We start from the raw sequence: 17,922 nt of genomic DNA, 5'->3' as shown, positions 1-17,922 counted from the left end.
AGACAGAGAGGCGTGAATGGAGACCATCTTTACTGCCGACGCGAAGATGACGCCCTACTGGTGGGAAAAGTCTCCGCCAAAAAAAATCGAGGAAGCCGCACTTCCGCGCAGTGTCGACGTGATCATCGTCGGGTCGGGATATACGGGCTTGCATGCGGCGATCGAACTCGCCCGCGGCGGCAGGACGGTTCTGGTCTGCGATTCCGGGCCGATCGGTTTCGGTTGCTCGACACGAAATGGCGGTCAGATCAGCACATCTGTAAAGCCGGGTTTCGATAGCCTCGCCAAAGCCCATGGGGAAGCGACCGCACGGCGAATATTCGAGGACGGTCGCCACTCCCTTGCATGGACCGAAGAGTTTATCCGTGCGGAAGGAATTTCCTGTGACTTCTCCGTCGTCGGCCGCTTTCATGTCGCCCATGACCGGAGATCGTTCGAGACGCTGGCGGCGTCGATCATGACACAGCCGAAGGGCCTGGAAATGCCGGCGCATGTCATCCCTCGGGCTGAGCAACGCTCCGAACTCGGTACGGACGTCTACTATGGCGGTGTCGTCTTCGAAAAACATGCCTCGCTCGATCCCGGTCTTTATCATGCCGCTCTCGTGAGCCTGGCGCGACAGGCGTGTGTTGAATTTGCGCCAGATTGCGAGGTCACCGCCATCAGGCGCGAGGGGCGGATGTTCTCCGCTGCCACTGCGCGCGGACAAACCCAGGCTCGTAATGTCGTCCTCGCGACCAACGGCTATTCCGGCGCCCTCTCGCGTTGGCATCGTCGCCGCATCATTCCGATCGGCAGCTACATCATCGCGACCGAGGAATTGCCCGAAGCCCTCGTTGACGAATTGATCCCGAAAAACCGCGTGGTCTCCGATACGAGGCGCGTTCTTTACTACTTCCGGGCCTCGCCCGACCGGCGGCGCATTCTGTTCGGCGGACGTGTCAGCATGGGCGAGACAGACCCGACGAAGAGCGGGCCTCTGCTCTATCGGGAAATGGTGAGGCTCTTCCCCCAGCTTGCGGGCTGTAAGGTCACGCATTCGTGGATGGGCTATGTCGGCTACACCTTCGACACGCTTGCACACACTGGCGAACAGGACGGCATTCACTATGCCATGGGCTACTGCGGTTCGGGTGTCGGAATGGCCGGCTATCTCGGCATGCGCGTCGGACAGACCATTCTCGGCAAGTCTGAGGGCCGAACCGGTTATGGCGAAACGGAATTCCCGTCACGCTCCTACTATTTCGGCAGGCCGTGGTTCCTGGCGCCGGCCGTACATGTCTACCGGCTCCGGGATCGGCTCGGCCTTTGACCGCTAGGACAGCCACGTCAAAGTGGTCTTTAACAATCGAAAGAATGGATATTTGATGGTGACCAGTTTGCGCCTTCAATGCGCAAATGGCGCACGTGGAAAATCCCCGCGCTCGGGGAGCTTCACATGCCGGTCAAGGAACGCCGGTAGCCAGGAAAAGACAACGACGAAAAACAAAGAACGATTGTCACTGAGAGGAGAGAACAATGGGAAAACTGGGAAATCGACTGCTCTGCGCGACCGCTTTTGTACTGATGGCGACCGCTTCGGCCGCCAATGCCGAGACATTGCGCATCCTGACCTGGGGCGGCTATGCGCCTGACGAATTGATCAAGAAGTTCGAGGCCGAGAACCCCGATATCAAGGTGGAGGTGACGCTCTCGAACAACGAGGAGATGGTGGCCAAGCTCCGTGCCACCGGCGGCACCGGCTACGATCTCGCCCAGCCGAGTCACGACCGCATCTACGCTGCGCAACTCGAATACAACATCTACAAGCCGCTTGATCTGTCGAAGATTAATGTCGGTCAGATGGCGCCTAACCTCGTCGATGGCGTGAAGCAGAACACCACGATCGAAGGTCAGGTCTACGCCGTTCCGCACCAGTGGGGTACGTCCGGCATCATGGCGAACAAGAAGGAGGCCCCCGACGCTAAGAGCTGGGCCGATCTCTGCGATCCGAAATACAAGGGCCGCACGTCCATGCGCCTCCGCCGCACGATCCTTCTCGGCACTGCCTTTTCAATGGGGATGAATCCGTTTGATCTCTATGCCGATACCGCTGCCTACAAGGACATGCTCGACAAGGTCACCGACAAGCTGATCGCGTGCAAAGATAACATCAAGACCTACTGGACCGGGGGTGACGATCTTTCAGCGCTGATGCTGTCGGGTGAGGTTATCCTGTCGGAAACCTGGGATTCGACCGCCTTCAAACTTTATTCGCAGAACCAGGACATCGTCTTCGTTCCGCCGGAGACCGGTGCGCTGGCCTGGATCGATACATTCGCCATTCCGCGCGGCGGCGAGGCTGACGATGCCGCCTACAAGTGGATCAACTTCGTGATCCAGCCCGAGAATGTGAAGATTATGTCGGCCTCGACCGGCGCGCTTGCTGCCGTTCCCAATGCCGCGGATCTTCTTCCCGACGACAAGAAGGCGGCCGTACAGGCAGCGTTCACCCAGGCCGACATCGAGAACCTGAAGTTCTTTGCCAACATCCCTCCGGGGATCGAGGATATGGAAGGTATCGCGCTCGAACGCATCAAGGCGGCTTCGAACTGAAGCCTGCTTCAGCGACCACGAAGAGCAGCCGGGGCGTGTTATCGCCCCGGCGGGTTCAAGAAATGGATAGTGCGCGATGTATGACTTGAGCTGTTCCAGCGTTACGAAGAAGTTCGGAGCGTTCACTGCTGTATCGGAGGTGTCGCTCGACATTCCCTCCGGTTCCTTCTTCTCAATCCTCGGCCCCTCCGGCTGCGGCAAGACAACCTTGATGCGAATGATCGCTGGCTTCGAGACGCCGACCTCCGGCGACATACGGATCAAGGGTGAGAGCGTGGTGAAGGTCCCACCGAACCGCCGCAACGTGAAGATGGTCTTCCAGCATCTGGCGCTTTTCCCGATGATGAATGTCGGTGAAAACACTGCCTACGGCCTGCGCTGCCGGGGAGAGGCAAAGGCGGATATCCCGCGCAAGGTTGCGCGAGTCCTGGAGCGTGTCGGTCTGCCCGGTGTCGAGGAAAAACGCATCAGCCAGCTCTCGGGTGGCCAGAAACAGCGCATCGCGATTGCCCGCTGCATGGTGCTGGAGCCAGACGTGCTGCTGCTTGATGAACCGCTCGGCGCGCTCGATCTTAAGCTTCGTGAGCACATGAAGATCGAGCTGAAACAGTTGCAGCACCAGTTCGAGACGACCTTCCTGTACATCACTCACGACCAGTCCGAAGCGCTGGTCATGTCAGACACCGTTGCGGTGATGAATGGCGGACGCTTCGAGCAGATCGGCAGCCCGCGTGAGCTCTACGATGCCCCGGTGTCCGGCTTTGTCGCGGGTTTTGTCGGCGATTCCAACTGCCTGTCGGGGCGGTTGGTGGAGACGCGCGGCGACCTCGCCAGCGTCGATCTCCACGGCGGCGGTCGCGTGGTCGGACGCTTGTCGGGTGCAGGCAGACCGGGCGACGCCGTCGAAATTTTCCTCCGGCCGGAGGCGTTGGCCATCGGGCCGGGCGCGGCGGATGCCGAACTCGTAGGCATTGTAGATAGTCTGCTATTCAACGGTGCGAATTCCCGCATCCTCGTGATGACGGTCCATGGCCAGCTTGTGGAGGTGGCCGACCCCTCCGCCGCATCGACTGTGGCCAAAGGCGATGCCGTGAAGCTCTCCTGGAAGCCGGAACTGGCACGCGTCTTCCCGAGGAGGGCAGGCTGATGGGGCGTGATGCCGGGCGCCTGTCGCTGATCCTGCTGATGGCGCCGTTCGTGTTGTGGATCGGCTTGTTGATCGTGCTGCCGCAGATCGGTATCGGCTACGTGTCCCTGCGGGAGAAAGTGGGCTTCAACCAGTACGAATACGGCTTCGCAAACTACGCGGCCTTTTTCGGGGAGCCAATCTACCGCAACACATTGCTGCGGACCGCTTGGATATCGATCCTCGTGACGGTGATTGCGTTGGTGATGGGATTTCCCGTGGCCTATTACATCGCCAAGATGGCGAGGGAGCGGAGCCGTGCGGCGCTGTTCCTGATGTGCCTCATTCCGCTTTGGGTGAGCGATCTCGTTCGCGCCTATGGCTGGATCGTACTGCTTCGCGAGACTGGCGTAGTCTCGAACGCTCTGGTCAATCTCGGCCTGATCGACCAGCCCGTCGAGATGCTCTACAACGATGTGACCGTGGTGATGGGCCTCGTCTACACGGTCATCCTGTTCATGATCGTCCCGCTCGTTTCCACCCTACAGGGTATGGATGATTCATTGCTCGAAGCGGGCTACAATCTCGGCGGATCGCGTTTCACGGTCTTTCGTCGCATCATCGTGCCCTATGCGATGCCTGGCATCGTCTCCGGCTGCATCATTACCTTCATGCTGGCGGCCGGCAGTTATCTGACGCCCATCCTGCTCGGCGGCAAGAATTCCAGCTGGTTCACCGAGCAAATCTACAACCAGTTCATCACCCGCTACAATTGGGAAGCCGGTGCCACGTTTGGCGTGCTGCTCCTCGCCTTCACCTCCCTCGTCGTCTGGGCGGGCCTTCGGCTGACAGGCCAAAGCCTCGCCACCACTGTCGCGAAGGATTGAGAACATGCGGACCCCTGCTCATCTCCTGTTCGTCTATCGCGCCTATGTGGTGATCTTCTTCCTCTATCTGGTAGCTCCGCTTCTGGCGGCGGGAGCCTTTGCGTTCAACGATTCTCTCTTTCCGTCTCTGCCCTGGCAGGGCTTCACGCTCGACTGGTTCTTCTCATCGACGGAACCCAAGCTCGGCTTCCTGCACGACGAGCGCCTGCTGCGCGGCCTTGGAAACTCCGTCTATATCGGCCTGATCGTGGCAGCACTTTCGGTCGTCGCCGGCACCTGCAACGCGTTTCTCTTCGTGCGCAAGGAGTTTCCGTTCAAGTCCCTACTCTACATCCTGATGGTGGTGCCGCTGGTGATCCCCGGCGTCATCCTCGGCATCTCCATTCTCGTCTTCGCATCCATGATCGCGAACTTCGCCGATCGTGAACTCGGTCTATTCCTCACATGGCTGAGGCCCGGCATTCCCCTGGTCGTGCTTGGACAGTTCTCGTTCCTGACGACGATCACGTCGCTCGTTATCGCGGCGCGTCTGCAGAAGTTCGACATAGCGCTGGAAGAAGCCGCGTTGAACCTCGGCGCCACAAGGCTTCGGGTGCTTTCGACGGTCACGCTTCCCTTCCTCTTTCCAGCGCTGTTCTCCGCCTTCGTCGTCGCCTTCCTGGTCTCGTTCGAAAACTTCAATACCACGCTCATGCTCGTCGGCTCGGACGCGCCGCTGACGGTTACGATGTATGACCGCATGGTGAAAGCTGGTTCGACGCCCGTCCTGAACGCGGTCTCGGTGGTTCTGATGCTGGGATCGGGGCTATTGGCACTGCTGAGCGTGGTGGTGCAGCGCGAAAGGCAACAGCAATAACCCGGGATATGCAGGCGCAAGCGCCGCCGTCACGCTTTCGGCATACCCTTCGGGCGAAGGTGACGACGTAGCGCGGCGATCCGGAAGATGGCATTGGGCGCGCCATAGCCGCCGTAACCGCGCCGTTCGACAATCTCGAAGAAGAAACCTTCGCCGTAGGTGGGTGAGTAGAGCTGGAAATACTCGCCCCCATCGTCGCGGTCGTAGAGGATGTTGGCCGATTTCATCTTTTCGACGAGACCGGAATCCAGCCCGAAACGCGCTTCAAGGTCATCGTAGTAGTTCGGGGATATGGCGAGTGCCTTGAAGCCCCTTGTGGCGAGCATCCTGGCAGTGGCAAAAATGTCGTGCGTTTCGAACGCGATATGCTGGATCCCGGAGCCGAAGGTTTCGGCGATGAACCGTCCCGCCAGTGTGTTGCGGTTTTCGGCGCCGTTGAGCGTGATCCTTAGGTTTCCGCCCGCCGTTTCGACCACTTGGCTGCGCACCAACCCTGCGGGATCGACGATATCGACCATCGGCGTCTTCCGTGTCGCCAGTTGCGACGTGTAAAAGAGCAGCCAGGTCAGCATTTCCTCGTAGCGCGTCGTCTGAGCAAGATGGTCGATGCGCGTAAGACCCACCTCACCCGGCGCATCCATGTCAGGAGCCACAGGGGTGAAATCGACTTCCCAGATTCGGGAAAGCTCGCTCGTCTGATCGAGGAAGTAGACGATGCCGCCACCGACCCCTCGGATCGCGGGGATCTGCAGTTCTCCTTCTTCGACCGATTGCTGGAAGTCCTCCGCCCCGAGAGTTATTGCACGCGCATGCGCCTTCGCGGCGTCATCGACCATAAGAGCGAAGGCATATGCATTTGCCCCGTGCACCAGATATGAGGCGTTCGCGAACCCCCTGGCCTCTCTGTTGAGAATAAGGCGGATATCACCCTGCTGCAGCAGTTTGACCGCTTTCGAGCGATGATGTGCCACAGTCCTGAAGCCAAGCGAGCTCATCAGAGCTTCGAGTTGACGGCCGTCATCATCGCCGACGGCGAACTCGACGAAAGCAATACCGGTTACCTCGGCACGTGGAGGCATCGAGGGTACCGGTATCCGGATATCAGGCTCGTTGTTCCTGACCTGGTCCATGAGATAGACGAGCGAACGCTGCCCGTCCTTCGAAATCGCTTGCGGCGAACCACCACGAAACTGGTCGTTGAAGATTTCGAGTGACAGAAATCCGTCATAACCGGTCGCCGACACCGCTTGCATGAAGGCCGTGACAGGGAGATCGCCTTCTCCTGGCATGTTGCGGAAATGGCGCGACCAGTAAAGTAGGTCCATCTCGATCAACGGTGCGTCGGCAAGCTGGACGATGAAGATCCTGTCACCGGGAATGGCGCGGATTGAGTTGACGTCGATCTTTCGCGCAAGAGTGTGGAAGCTGTCGAGGATAAGGCCAATACTTGGGTGATCGGCGCGCCGTACGATTTCCCAGGCATCACGATGGTCGTTGATATGCCTTCCCCACGCAAGGGCTTCGTATCCAACGCGAAGTCCACGTTTTGCCGCCCGCTCGCCAAGCTCGCGAAAGTCATCGGCGGCACGATCTATGCCGCCGAGCGATACCGGCGAGGCGTTGGAGCAGATCAGCATGAGATCGGTGCCAAGCTCTGCCATCAGATCGAACTTGCGCTCAGCGCGATCGAAGTTGCGGCTCCGGAAGGGTTCTGGCATGCCCTCGAAATCGCGAAAGGGTTGGAAAAGGGAAACCGTCAGGCCTTGGTCGCGAACCATTTTGCCGACGTCGGCCGGAGAGCGGTCAAAGGCCAGGAAATCGTTCTCGAAAATCTCGATCCCATCGAAGCCGGCGCCGGCGATCGCGGAGAGTTTTTCTTCGAATTCACCGCTGATGGAGACGGTCGCTATCGAGGTTTTCATCCCGGTTCTCCCAAATGACCGCAGAAGTCGGACTGCTTCAGCGCTTTCCCTCCTCGACGAGCAGCTTCAAGGCCCGGACGGCGTGCGGATAGCCGGCCGCCCCGAGACCTGCCATGACAGCGGTTGCCGTCATCGAAACCAATGACTTGTGATAGATCGACTCGCGGCGGTGAACATTGCTGATATGGAACTCAATGATCGGTCCCTTGAACATCTTGAGGGCATCGAGGAGTGCGAGAGAGGTGAAGGTGAAGGCCGCGGGATTGATCAGGATGCCCGCGCCCTCGTCGATCGCCTCGTGCACGTCCTCGATAAGCTTCTCCTCACTGTTGGTCTGCCGGAAGATCACGGGCCATTCACCGGCGGCCTCCCGGCACCAGAGTTCGACATCGGCGAGGGTGTGGTGTCCGTAGATCTCCGGCTCGCGCCGGCCAAGCCGGTTGAGGTTCGGGCCATTGAGGATGTAGAGCGGCTTGCGTTCTGTCATGGTTTCTCCATCAGCCCTGGTAGCCAAGAAGACGTGGCAGCCAGAGCACGGCGTCGGGGACAAAGGTGATCACGCCAAGGCACATCACCATCCAGAAAAGGAAGGGGGCGGCGTCGCGGACGATGTCGCGAAGTGGTGCTCCGGAAATCTTGGCAACGATGAAGAGCAACAGTCCGTAGGGTGGTGTCACAAGGCCCAGCATGATGTTCACGACAACCACAACTCCGAAGTGGACGAGGTCGATGCCGAGCGCCTGGGCCGTGGGAATGAAGACGGGAACGATGATCAACAGGATCGCCGTTCCTTCGAGGACGCAGCCGAGCAGTAGCAGAACGATGTTCACGAAGACAAGGAACATGACCGGCGACATGTCCCAGCCGATGAGCACGGTCTTGATGCTTTCGGGAATATTCTCGATGGTCACCACATAGTTGAAGACCAGGGCGCCAGCGATGAGCATTCCGATGGATGCGGATGTCTTCGCACTCGAAAATACTGCCCTGTAGAACGCGATCCAGCTTATGCTTCGATAGACGACCACGGAGATGAAAAGCGCGTAGGCGGCGGCCAATGCCGCGGCCTCCGTCGGGGTGGTGATGCCAGAATAGATACATCCGAGTAGCAGGACCGGCATGAACAAAGCCGGTGCTGCTCTCCAGGTGATGCCCGGGATATCCTTCAGCGGAACCGGCGCTTCGACCGGAAAATTCTTGCGGCGTGCGGTGATCGCCACCTGCGTCATCTGCAAGCTCGCCATGAGCAGTCCCGGCACCATGCCGGCCAGAAAGAGATAGCCGATCGACGCATCCGAGACGAGCGAGTAGATCACCATTGGAATGGACGGCGGAATGATGGGGCCGATGACGGCGGTCACGGCCGTCAGCGCAGCGGCGAAACTCGGCGTATAGCGGCCGCCCTGCGTCATCAGCTTCTGCATCATGCTGCCGGTACCGGCAGCATCGGCGATCGCCGAACCGGACATGCCGGCGAAGATTATGCTTTGCACGACGTTGACCTGCGCAAGCCCGCCGCGGAAACGACCGACCAGCACGTTGCAGAACGACAGCAGCCGTTCGGTCATCGAGCCGATATTCATCAGTTCGGCGGCAAGAATGAAAAGAGGCACGGCCAGAATGACGTAGTTCGAGTACATGCCGTTGAGAAACTGCTCGGCGACGATCCCCATGTCTGCGCCGACGAGCGCCAGATAGAGAATGGAGCCGCAGATCATCGACAGGCCGATCGGCAGGCCGAGGAACGCCAGAGCCGTGATGGCAACGATCGAAAGAGAGAAGGGACTTGTGAGGTTCATACGCCGGAGCTCGCTTTGGTCGGGTCAAAGCCTTCCGGCGCCTTCCCTCTGAAGGCGAGCAGGCAAAGCCAGAGATGGCGGATGATCATGGCGATCGCGAAGACAACGTAAATGGAATAGAGGACGTCGAAACGGATCTTGAGGTAGGCCGTGCTTTCGACCTGCATGAAGCTCACATAATCGATCACGGCGGGCAGCGACCAGATGAAAAGCGCCACCAGCGAGACGGAGCTGATGATCTGCATGATGCGCAGTCCGCCAGCGCTCGCCGCCCCCCAGAACAGATCAAAACGGATTTCGTCCACTTCCCGAACAACAAACGCCGAGCCGAAGAGAACCATCCAGATCCAGAGCGCGACGCTCGCCTCGTGGGTCCAGCCGATCGACAGATTCAACACGTAGCGGAACGTGATCTGAAGCAGGAAGATCACGAACATGGCGAGCAGCATCATCGCCAGCAGATTTTCAGCGCGGCGCCTGAGCCAGAGGCCCCAGTTGGCAAGGCGGTTATTCATGGACGTCGACTTTCTGGTTGTCGGACGAGCCGGCGCAAGGCCGGCTCGCTGGTATCTCGCGCACGCTCAGAGAGCAGCGACCTTCTCCAGAATGCCTTCGGGCCAGGATTGCGCCAGATCCGATGCGAGATATTTTTCCTGGGCAAACGACCGGAAGGCAGCGATGTCCGGCTCGTAGATCTGCAGGCCGGCTGCCTTGAATTCATCGACCAGCGTCTTCTCCTGAGCCAGGTGCTGCTCTTCACTCCACTGCATCGCCTTGTCGGCCGCCGCCTGCACCTTCGCCTGCTGTTCGGGTGAAAGGCTTTTCCACGTCTCCGCCGAAATGGTCAGAAGGTCATAGCCGATCAGGTGCGAAGTCATGACGATCTGCGACATGACTTCATAGAATTTCATGTTTTTGACATTGGGTAGCGGATTGTCCTGACCGTCGATCGCGCCGGTCTGCAGCCCGGTATACACCTCGGCATAGGCCATCGGGACGGGGTTGGCGCCCAATGCCTCACCCAGGAATTGCCAGGCGTCGCCGCCCGGCATGCGAAGCTTCACACCTGAAAGGTCCGCCGGTGTGTTAATCTTCTTGTCGGATTTCAGTCCGACCTGACGGGCGCCGAAATAGGTTGGGCCGAGAATGTAAACGCCGGCCTTGTCTTCGGCCATCTTCTTGAACTCCGCGCCCACATCGCTTGCGAAGAAGGCCCGAACGTGAGCGGCATCGCGGAACAGATAGGCTGAGGTCAGGACCGACCATTCCGGGACCTGCTTTGCGATGTCCTGCGGAGCGATATTGCCCATCTGCAGATTGCCCCGCTGGAGCGCGACAAGCTCGGTACCCTGTTTGAACAGGGTGCCGCCATAGAACGGCTCCACCTTGAACCCGTCCTGGAGTTCCTCTGCGAACATCTTGACCATGCCGGCACGAATGTCCTGCTCGGAAAAGACCGCCGAAAGCTTCAGCGTGACGGGTTCCTGAGCAAGGGCCGGGATCGATACCGTGCTCAGGGCGGCGCCCAGGGCGGCCGAACCCGCCAGAAGCGTGCGGCGTGAAATTTTAAACGTCATGTCTTCCTCCTCTCGTCCTGCCCCTCCTCGGGCTTCGGACCTTCTTCTCCCTGACCGGCCGGGCGGCCGATCGACTAAAACTCTTGTTCTGCTCTAGCCTTTATCGACCTTCGTTCAGGCCATACGTGCAACACTCCTGGTGTCGTATCCGGTGAGTGTTTTGAAGTGCTCAACCATCCTGTCGGCGTCGGGCTGCAGGCCGGTGAATAACGAGAATGCACCGACGGCTTGGAAAACCGCCATGCCGCCACCGTTCGCAACCCGGCAGCCACGGCGACGAGCCGCCTGCAAAAGCGCCGTTTCGAGCGGAAAGTAGACGATCTCTGCGACCCAGAGTGGCGGGTTGAGCAATTCCGCCGGCAAGGGAAGGCCGGGATGCTTGTCCATGCCCATGGGCGTCGCATGCACCAGTCCCGTCGCGCCCGCCATGGCCTGCGCCAGATCATCGCCTGCCTTGATTTTGGCGTCCGGGAAAAGTCTTGTCAGAAGGGCTGTGAGGTCAAGCGCCCGCATGTTGTCGAGATCGAAAATCGTCAAGACGCGTGCGCCCATCTGGAGCATCGCAAAGGCCGTCGCCGCACCGGCACCTCCGGCACCTATCTGTACAACGGAGCCGAGGTCTGCGCCGGGTAGCTGCCGCCGTATTCCCTCGGCGAAACCCCACCAGTCAGTGTTATGACCTATGCGTCTTCCGTCCTGCAATACGACCGTGTTGACCGCGCTGAGCTTTCGCGCATCCTCGGACATCTCGGTGAGCAGCGGTACGATCCTCTGTTTGCAAGGATAGGTGATGTTGAGGCCGCAGAATCCCCTCTCCTCCGCATCGATCACGAGGCTTTCCAATGCGTCCGGCGTCAGATTCCGCTCGTTGAGGTCGATCAGTTCGTACCCGTATTCGATACCCTGGGCCTCGCCCTCTCGCATGTGCATCGCTGGGGTCAGCGAGCGCTGTATGCCAAAACCTATGAGCCCTGCTCGTTTCATATCCCGCCTTCGGCGTTTGTTCGACGCATTCGTTTTGAGAGAGTTCTTGGATGCTTCGTCTCTCGCCCTGGCTTCATCGGTAATGTACTAACTAGTTAGTGTCAATATATGACCCGTTGATACCAGTCTGTTGCGGTACTATGAACGGGATCAGGACTGGATTAGAGCCGCTAAAGATGGCCCGTTCCGCTCGGGGGTGGAGGAACATGACAAAGACGACCGGGGATACGCGGAGGAACGATCCAGAGAAGACGCGGGAAAATATCCTTGACGTTGCGACCCAGGAGTTTGTGGAATTTGGCCTTTCAGGTGCGCGCGTCGATTCCATTGCCGAGAAGACGCGCACGTCCAAACGGATGATCTATTACTATTATGGAAGCAAGGAAGGCCTCTATCTCGCCGTGCTCGAGCGGGCCTACCGCAAGATCCGTTCGCTTGAGGCCGATCTTCAACTGTCCGAGCTGAAGCCTGACGAGGCGCTGCGCCAGCTCATCAGCACGACCTTTGACCACGACGAGCAGAACCCGGATTTCGTCCGCCTCGTCAGCATCGAGAATATCCATCACGCGATGCACATGAAGCGATCGAGCGAAATCGCCGACTTGAACATCTCCGTTATCCGAACGATCCAGGACATTATCGACCGAGGCCTCGACGAGGGCGTCTTTCGCCGCAAGGCGGACGCCATCGACCTTCACATGCTGATCAGCGCGTTCTGCTTCTTCCGTGTGTCCAACCGCTACACGTTCGGAATGATCTTTCAGCGAGACCTCTCGGAACCATCGCTTTACGCGCGCCACAAATCGATGATCGCAGAGGCAGTGCTGGGATATCTCACAGGCGCGGATTAATCAAAGAATCTTCACCGGCCGCGTCCATTGGATCAGCACGACACAGCCTTCTTCCGAGGTCACCGAATGCGAGCTGCCGGCGGCATTTGCAACGAATGAGCCGGCGCTGTAGTGGCCGTATTCGTCGCTTTGCGAACCTGACAGCACCAGAATGGTTTCCAGTCCCTGATGCAGGTGCCGTGGCACCGAGGCGCCAGGTGCATAGCGCAGCAGAGCGACTTCCGGCTCTCCGGTGACGAGACGGCAGATTTCCACGCCCTCACGGAAATATTCGAACCGGCAATGCTGCCAGCCGCCACCGAGAAAGTCGACGAAGCTCAGTGGCTCACCCATCGAGCGCCTCCACGATCTGATCGACGGTTGCCGCCCAGCCGACGATGGCGCCTTGCGCGGTGATCATGTCGATGGCCGCCTTCTTGAGGTCGGGGAAATAGCTCTCTGTGGCGTCGGTCGCGAGCAGGCATTCGAAGCCACGGTCATTGGCCTCACGCATGGTGGTCTGTACGCAGACTTCGGTGGTGACGCCGGCGAAGACCAGTTGGCGGATCTTCCGCTCGGCCAGGATCTCTCCAAGCGGTGTGGCGTAGAAGGCGCCCTTGCCGGGCTTGTCGAGCACGATTTCGCCCTCGACCGGATAGAGTTCTGGAATGATGTCGGCGCCGGGTTCGCCGCAAATGAGGATGCGGCCCATGGGACCGGGATCGCCGATGCGCAGAGAGGGCTTGCCGCGGTCGCGCTTGGCGGGCGGGCAATCGGACAGGTCGGGACGATGGCATTCGCGCGTGTGGATGACAGGCAGTCCGGCAGCGCGGAAGGCGGCAAGCAGCCTTGCCGTCGCCGGAATGATTGTCTGCAGGAGCGCGACCTTGTTGCCCAGTGTTTCGCCGAAACCGCCGGGCTCGACGAAGTCGCGCTGCATGTCGATAATGATAAGGGCCGCATGGTCCCGATCGAGGTCGAAGTCGAAAGGGCGCGCCTGGATGATTGCCATCAGTGATGTCCTGCCATGTGCCGGCCGATCTCGCCGATATCGGCGTTTGCGGCTGGGGTCTCGTAAGCGATGTGTCCTTCCGACATGACCAGGATCCGGTCGGAGAGTTGGAGAATTTCGTCTAGGTCTTCAGAGATCAGGAGCACGGCGGCGCCTGCATTTCTTGCGGCCATGATGCGGGCGCGGATTTCGGCAACGGCCGAGAAATCGAGGCCGAAGCAGGGATTGGTGATGATCAAGAGATCGACGTCGCCGGTGAGTTCGCGGGCGAGAACCGCGCGCTGGACATTGCCGCCGGAGAGCGAGGCGATCGGAGACTGGAGCGAGGCCGTCTTCACCTTGTACTCGCCGACCAGATGGCCCGCCTGTTCGAGCATGCGGCTGCCATCGAGCCAGAACTGGGCGCGGCCTGAACTGAAGTCAAAGTCGCGGAAGAAGATATTCTCGGCCACCGTCATGCGCGGCGCACAGGCGTTCTTCAAGGGCTCCTCGGGCAGATAGCGGACGTTGAGCTTGCGGGCCTCGCCGCGTCGTGCGTGATAGGGCTCCGCCTTGACCCGGATCTCGCCCTTTTCCAGCGGCCGCTGGCCGGTCAGGATCTCCATCAGTTCCATCTGGCCATTGCCGGAAATCCCGGCGATGCCGACGATCTCGCCGGACTTTACGGTGAGATCGGCGATGTCGATGGTCTTCAGGCCGGAGCGATCCGGGGCCCTGACGCCGAACACAGAGAGGACGGGCACGCCCTCGTAGGCGACGCGGGCGGCCGGCTTAACCAGCTCCTTTTCACCGATCATCATCGCCGCCATATCGGAGGTCGAGAGGTCGGAGACCTTTCCGCCGCCGACATATTCGCCGCGTCTCAGGACCGAGACTTCGTCGGCAAAGGCCGTCACTTCGCGGAATTTGTGGCTGATCATCAGGCAGGTGAGTTCACCCGCACTCGTCAAACCCCGGACCATGCCGAGCAATTCGTCGGCTTCCGCCGGTGTCAGCACAGAGGTGGGCTCGTCGAGGATCAGGAAACGGCGGCCGAGATAAAGCTGCTTCAGGAGTTCCAGCTTCTGCTTCTCGCCTGCGGCGAGCCGGCCGACGGGGATGTCGAGCGGCACGGAGAAGGGCATCCGGTCCATGAAGGCGGCGAGCGCCTGGCGCTCCTTCTTCCAGTCGATCAGCGCCGGCGCATCGGCCCGGCTGATGACGAGGTTTTCGGCTGCGGTCAGCGAGGGAACGAGCGTGAAATGCTGATAGACCATGCCGAGCCCAATATCATGGGCGACGCGGGGGGCGGGGATCTCGACTTCGAGGTCTTCGACCATCATCTGACCCGAGGTCGGCTTGTAAAATCCCATCATACACTTGACGAGGGTCGACTTTCCAGCACCGTTCTCACCGAGCAGCACGTGAAAGGAGCCGGCGGCGACACGGATCGAGACTTCGTTCAGCGCCGTGAAGCTGCCGAAGCGCATGGTCATGCCGACGGTTTCCACCGACATGGCGTGATCGGGTGTTTTGAATTCGTCGGCCGGGACCCTCATGGCAGCGCACTCACGAGTTTCTCACTGTCCGAGACGGAGCCGAAGACGCCACCCTGCATCTTCACCATCTTGATCGCGGCAGCATGGTTGCCGGGATCGGTGGCGCCGCAGCAGTCCTCGAGGATGACGCATTCGAAGCCACGGTCATTCGCCTCGCGCATCGTCGTGTGCACGCAGACATCCGTGGTGATGCCTGTTAGCACGATGTTTTCGATGCCACGCGTGCGCAGGATGAGTTCGAGATCGGTGGCGCAGAAGGAGCCCTTGCCCGGCTTGTCGATGATCGCCTCGCCCGGCAACGGGGCCAGTTCGTCGATGATTTCCCAGCCCGGTTCGCCGCGCACCAGAATACGACCACAGGGACCGGCATCGCCGATGCCGGCTCCGATCTGCTGCGAGCGCCAGCGCTTGTTCGGCGGCAGGTCGGAGAGATCGGGGCGATGGCCCTCGCGGGTGTGGATGATGTGGTAGCCCCTGGCGCGCATGGCGGAGAGCACCTTCTTGATCGGCTCGATCGGCGCGCGGGTGAGCGAAAGGTCGTAGCCCATCTTGTCGACGTAGCCGCCGACGCCGCAGAAGTCGGTCTGCATGTCGATGATGATAAGCGCGGTGTTCTCAGGACGAAGATCGCCGTTATAGGGCCAGAGATAGGGGTCTGCCTTAATGGTCGTCATTCCGCCGGCTCCTTGTTGACCACGCCCTCGGGCGACTTGTTGAGACCGCCAAGTCCGTTCATGGATCCTGCTCCTATTTGGTGATGCTGAGTTCGCCAGGCGCCGAGACCATGGCCCGGGTGCGCGAGCTGATCGCGATCAGGAGGCCAAGGGTGAGCACATAGGGTGCGGCGTAGAAGAGGTAGTAGCCCTGGGTGACGCCGACCGACTGAAGTGCGGGGCCGAGAGCGCCCGCGCCGCCGAAAAGCAGCGAGGCATAGAGGCAATGGATCGGGTTCCAGCGAGCGAAGATGACGAGGGCAACCGCCATCATGCCCTGGCCTGAGGAAATGCCTTCGTTCCAGCTGCCGGGATAATAAAGCGAGAGATAGGCGCCGCCGACGCCAGCCAGCGCACCACCCACGGCCGTCGACAAGAGGCGCACACGGTTGACGTTGATGCCAAGCGCCCGCGCCGCATCGGCACTGTCACCCGCGACGCGGATGGTCAGGCCGACTCGGGTGTTTTTCAGAACCCAGGCGGCGAGGAAGGCGAGCGCGATGCCAACGAGGAAGAGGACGTTGACGTTGAGGGCCGCCTGGACCTGCGGGATATCCGACCAGAAACCGAGTGGGATCGAGGGCAGATCGGGGGCGACGGGCTGGACGTAGGGCTTGCCGAAAAAGAAGGCGAGGCCCGAGCCGAAGATCATCAGGGCGATGCCGATCGCGATGTCATTGACCTTGGGAAATTTGCAGATCCATCCGTGCAGGAGGCCGAAAAGAAGACCGCAGAGGGCCGCCGCGAGCGTGCCCGCCCAGGCGGAGCCGGTATGATAGGCGACGGCATAGCCGCTCATCGCACCGAAGACGAGCGTGCCTTCGAGGCCGAGATTGATGCGACCCGAGCGTTCCGTCAGGCATTCGCCGATGCTGACGAAGATGAAAGGGGTGGAGACACGGATGGCGCCGCCGAGGATGGCAAGGGGCACGCCCCAGAGACCGATATCCGTCATGCGCGCTTCCCCTTCAGCAGAAGGCCATCCAGCGTGATGCGATCACGGAACGCGTCGGACAAGAGGATGGCGATGAAGATCATTCCCTGGAAGACCACGATGGTCGCATCCGGCAGGTCGAGCCTTCGCTGGACGAGGCCACTCGACGCCTCGAAGCCGGCAAAGAGCAGGGTGGCGGGAATGATCGCCAGGCAGTTATGACGGGCGAGGAAGGCGATGAGAATGCCCGTATAACCATAGCCGCCAGCAAGTGAGGCATTGGCCGAGCCATGGACGGCCGCCACTTCGAAAGCGCCGGCAAGTCCGGCGAGAGAGCCGCCGAGCGCTGTAAAGCCGATCATCAACAGGCCGGCCGGCAGACCCTGGATCTGGGCGGCTCTGATGTTGCCGCCGACAATGCGGGCCGCAAATCCGAAGGTCGTCTTTTCGATCAGCGCCCAGCAAAGGATGCAGGCGATGATGCCGGCCGCGAGGCCCCAGTGCACACCGATGCCGGGGATTTCACCGATACGGTAGAGTTCCGGCAGGGGTGCCGTGGAGGGTTTGTTGAGGCTGGCAGGATCGCGGAGCGGTCCTTCCACCAGATGGTTCATGAGCGCGATCGCGATATAGGCCAGCAGCAGGCTGGAGATTGTCTCGTTCACTCCGCGGAAATGCCTGAGAGCCCCGATGCCGCCGATCCAGATGGCGCCGACCAAGGCACCTGCGATCATCATGGCGAGAATCCCGACCGGACCCGGCAAACCCGGGGCCAGCATGGCGACTGCACCGGCGCCGACACCCCCCAGCACGATCGCCCCCTCCCCTCCGATGACCACGAGACCAAGCCGGGCCGGCAGGGCGACGCAGAGGGCGGCGAGAAGGAGGGGTGCCGCGCGGGCAAGCGTGTTGGTCCAGGAGAAGGACGTGCCGAAGCCCGCCTTGTAGACGAGGGTGTAGAACTCGATCGGCGAGGTGCCGATCAGGAGCAGAAAGACGGCGAAGAGGAGCATGCCGGCAAGCAGCGCTGCCAGTGGCAGGAAGAGCGGGTCGAGCCAGCGCAGAATGGTCGCAAGCGAGACACTGCGTCTGGCCAGACCCTGCTGGCTTGCAAAATCCGCCGGTGCACTCATGGCATGCCCCTCCCGT

The 17,922-nt window shown here is 60.5% G+C and carries 18 protein-coding genes; 6 read left to right on the top strand and 12 right to left on the bottom strand.

Features of this window, described 5'->3' with window-relative positions:
* Positions 1 to 16 precede the first annotated feature (16 nt).
* The 5 genes from J5J10_RS02285 (at position 17) to J5J10_RS02265 (ending at position 5,464) form a co-directional block, all read left to right on the top strand.
* Positions 17 to 1,312: an FAD-binding oxidoreductase gene (locus J5J10_RS02285; RefSeq protein WP_211928657.1), complete on the top strand. Its 1,296-nt coding sequence runs from the start codon at positions 17 to 19 to the stop codon at positions 1,310 to 1,312.
* A gap of 206 nt (positions 1,313 to 1,518) precedes the next feature.
* Positions 1,519 to 2,595, top strand: coding sequence for an extracellular solute-binding protein (locus J5J10_RS02280; RefSeq protein WP_211928656.1), 1,077 nt, complete (start codon positions 1,519 to 1,521; stop codon positions 2,593 to 2,595).
* Positions 2,596 to 2,671: 76 nt separating this feature from the next.
* The gene (locus J5J10_RS02275) at positions 2,672 to 3,742 is read left to right on the top strand and encodes an ABC transporter ATP-binding protein (protein ID WP_211928655.1); all 1,071 of its coding nucleotides are present in this window, start codon (positions 2,672 to 2,674) and stop codon (positions 3,740 to 3,742) included.
* Positions 3,742 to 4,608, top strand: a complete 867-nt coding sequence (locus J5J10_RS02270) for an ABC transporter permease (protein ID WP_208552711.1) — start codon at positions 3,742 to 3,744, stop codon at positions 4,606 to 4,608. The genes J5J10_RS02275 and J5J10_RS02270 overlap by 1 nt, the downstream gene beginning before the upstream one ends.
* A 4-nt stretch (positions 4,609 to 4,612) precedes the next feature.
* Positions 4,613 to 5,464, top strand: coding sequence for an ABC transporter permease subunit (locus tag J5J10_RS02265; protein WP_211928654.1), 852 nt, complete (start codon positions 4,613 to 4,615; stop codon positions 5,462 to 5,464).
* Between the two features lie 29 nt (positions 5,465 to 5,493).
* Here J5J10_RS02265 and J5J10_RS02260 read toward each other — a convergent pair whose 3' ends face one another.
* The 6 genes from J5J10_RS02260 to J5J10_RS02235 all read right to left on the bottom strand — a co-directional run bounded on the left by J5J10_RS02260 (position 5,494) and on the right by J5J10_RS02235 (position 11,746).
* A complete protein-coding gene (locus tag J5J10_RS02260; RefSeq protein WP_211928653.1) occupies positions 5,494 to 7,386 on the bottom strand; it encodes a sugar phosphate isomerase/epimerase and 4-hydroxyphenylpyruvate domain-containing protein in 1,893 nt (630 codons plus the stop codon).
* Positions 7,387 to 7,423: 37 nt separating this feature from the next.
* The gene (locus J5J10_RS02255) at positions 7,424 to 7,873 is read right to left on the bottom strand and encodes a type II 3-dehydroquinate dehydratase (protein WP_211928652.1); all 450 of its coding nucleotides are present in this window, start codon (positions 7,871 to 7,873) and stop codon (positions 7,424 to 7,426) included.
* A gap of 10 nt (positions 7,874 to 7,883) precedes the next feature.
* The gene (locus tag J5J10_RS02250; protein WP_211928651.1) at positions 7,884 to 9,185 is read right to left on the bottom strand and encodes a TRAP transporter large permease; all 1,302 of its coding nucleotides are present in this window, start codon (positions 9,183 to 9,185) and stop codon (positions 7,884 to 7,886) included.
* Entirely contained in the window at positions 9,182 to 9,700 is a 519-nt protein-coding gene (locus J5J10_RS02245; protein WP_211928650.1) for a TRAP transporter small permease subunit, read from the bottom strand. Before J5J10_RS02245 ends, J5J10_RS02250 begins: the two co-directional genes overlap by 4 nt.
* Before the next feature lie 66 nt (positions 9,701 to 9,766).
* A complete protein-coding gene (gene dctP / locus J5J10_RS02240; RefSeq protein ID WP_211928649.1) occupies positions 9,767 to 10,762 on the bottom strand; it encodes a TRAP transporter substrate-binding protein DctP in 996 nt (331 codons plus the stop codon).
* Positions 10,763 to 10,876: 114 nt separating this feature from the next.
* The gene (locus J5J10_RS02235) at positions 10,877 to 11,746 is read right to left on the bottom strand and encodes a shikimate dehydrogenase (RefSeq protein WP_211928648.1); all 870 of its coding nucleotides are present in this window, start codon (positions 11,744 to 11,746) and stop codon (positions 10,877 to 10,879) included.
* A 206-nt stretch (positions 11,747 to 11,952) separates the two neighbouring features.
* Here J5J10_RS02235 and J5J10_RS02230 point away from each other — a divergent pair, with 206 nt between their 5' ends.
* Positions 11,953 to 12,597: a TetR family transcriptional regulator gene (locus J5J10_RS02230; RefSeq protein ID WP_211928647.1), complete on the top strand. Its 645-nt coding sequence runs from the start codon at positions 11,953 to 11,955 to the stop codon at positions 12,595 to 12,597.
* Here J5J10_RS02230 and J5J10_RS02225 read toward each other — a convergent pair whose 3' ends face one another.
* From J5J10_RS02225 to J5J10_RS02200, 6 genes are all read right to left on the bottom strand, one after another.
* Positions 12,598 to 12,930 (bottom strand): cupin domain-containing protein, encoded by a 333-nt coding sequence (locus J5J10_RS02225; RefSeq protein WP_211928646.1) that lies wholly within the window; start codon positions 12,928 to 12,930, stop codon positions 12,598 to 12,600.
* Positions 12,923 to 13,588 carry a cysteine hydrolase gene (locus J5J10_RS02220; RefSeq protein WP_211928645.1) on the bottom strand — a complete coding sequence of 222 codons (666 nt, stop codon included), beginning with the start codon at positions 13,586 to 13,588 and terminating at the stop codon, positions 12,923 to 12,925. The genes J5J10_RS02225 and J5J10_RS02220 overlap by 8 nt, the downstream gene beginning before the upstream one ends.
* Entirely contained in the window at positions 13,588 to 15,126 is a 1,539-nt protein-coding gene (locus J5J10_RS02215; RefSeq protein ID WP_211928644.1) for an ABC transporter ATP-binding protein, read from the bottom strand. The genes J5J10_RS02220 and J5J10_RS02215 overlap by 1 nt, the downstream gene beginning before the upstream one ends.
* Positions 15,123 to 15,800, bottom strand: coding sequence for an isochorismatase family cysteine hydrolase (locus J5J10_RS02210; RefSeq protein ID WP_211928643.1), 678 nt, complete (start codon positions 15,798 to 15,800; stop codon positions 15,123 to 15,125). The genes J5J10_RS02215 and J5J10_RS02210 overlap by 4 nt, the downstream gene beginning before the upstream one ends.
* Positions 15,801 to 15,873: 73 nt before the next feature.
* Positions 15,874 to 16,794 carry an ABC transporter permease gene (locus J5J10_RS02205; protein ID WP_211928642.1) on the bottom strand — a complete coding sequence of 307 codons (921 nt, stop codon included), beginning with the start codon at positions 16,792 to 16,794 and terminating at the stop codon, positions 15,874 to 15,876.
* Positions 16,791 to 17,906, bottom strand: coding sequence for an ABC transporter permease (locus J5J10_RS02200; RefSeq protein WP_211928641.1), 1,116 nt, complete (start codon positions 17,904 to 17,906; stop codon positions 16,791 to 16,793). Before J5J10_RS02200 ends, J5J10_RS02205 begins: the two co-directional genes overlap by 4 nt.
* Positions 17,907 to 17,922: the final 16 nt, after the last annotated feature.

It is taken from the genome of Ciceribacter sp. L1K23 (assembly GCF_018122705.1).
In the GTDB taxonomy this organism is placed as follows: Bacteria; Pseudomonadota; Alphaproteobacteria; order Rhizobiales; family Rhizobiaceae; genus Allorhizobium.
Note: the sequence above shows the minus strand (reverse complement) of the source record. Positions and strands in the feature narration are given on the sequence as shown.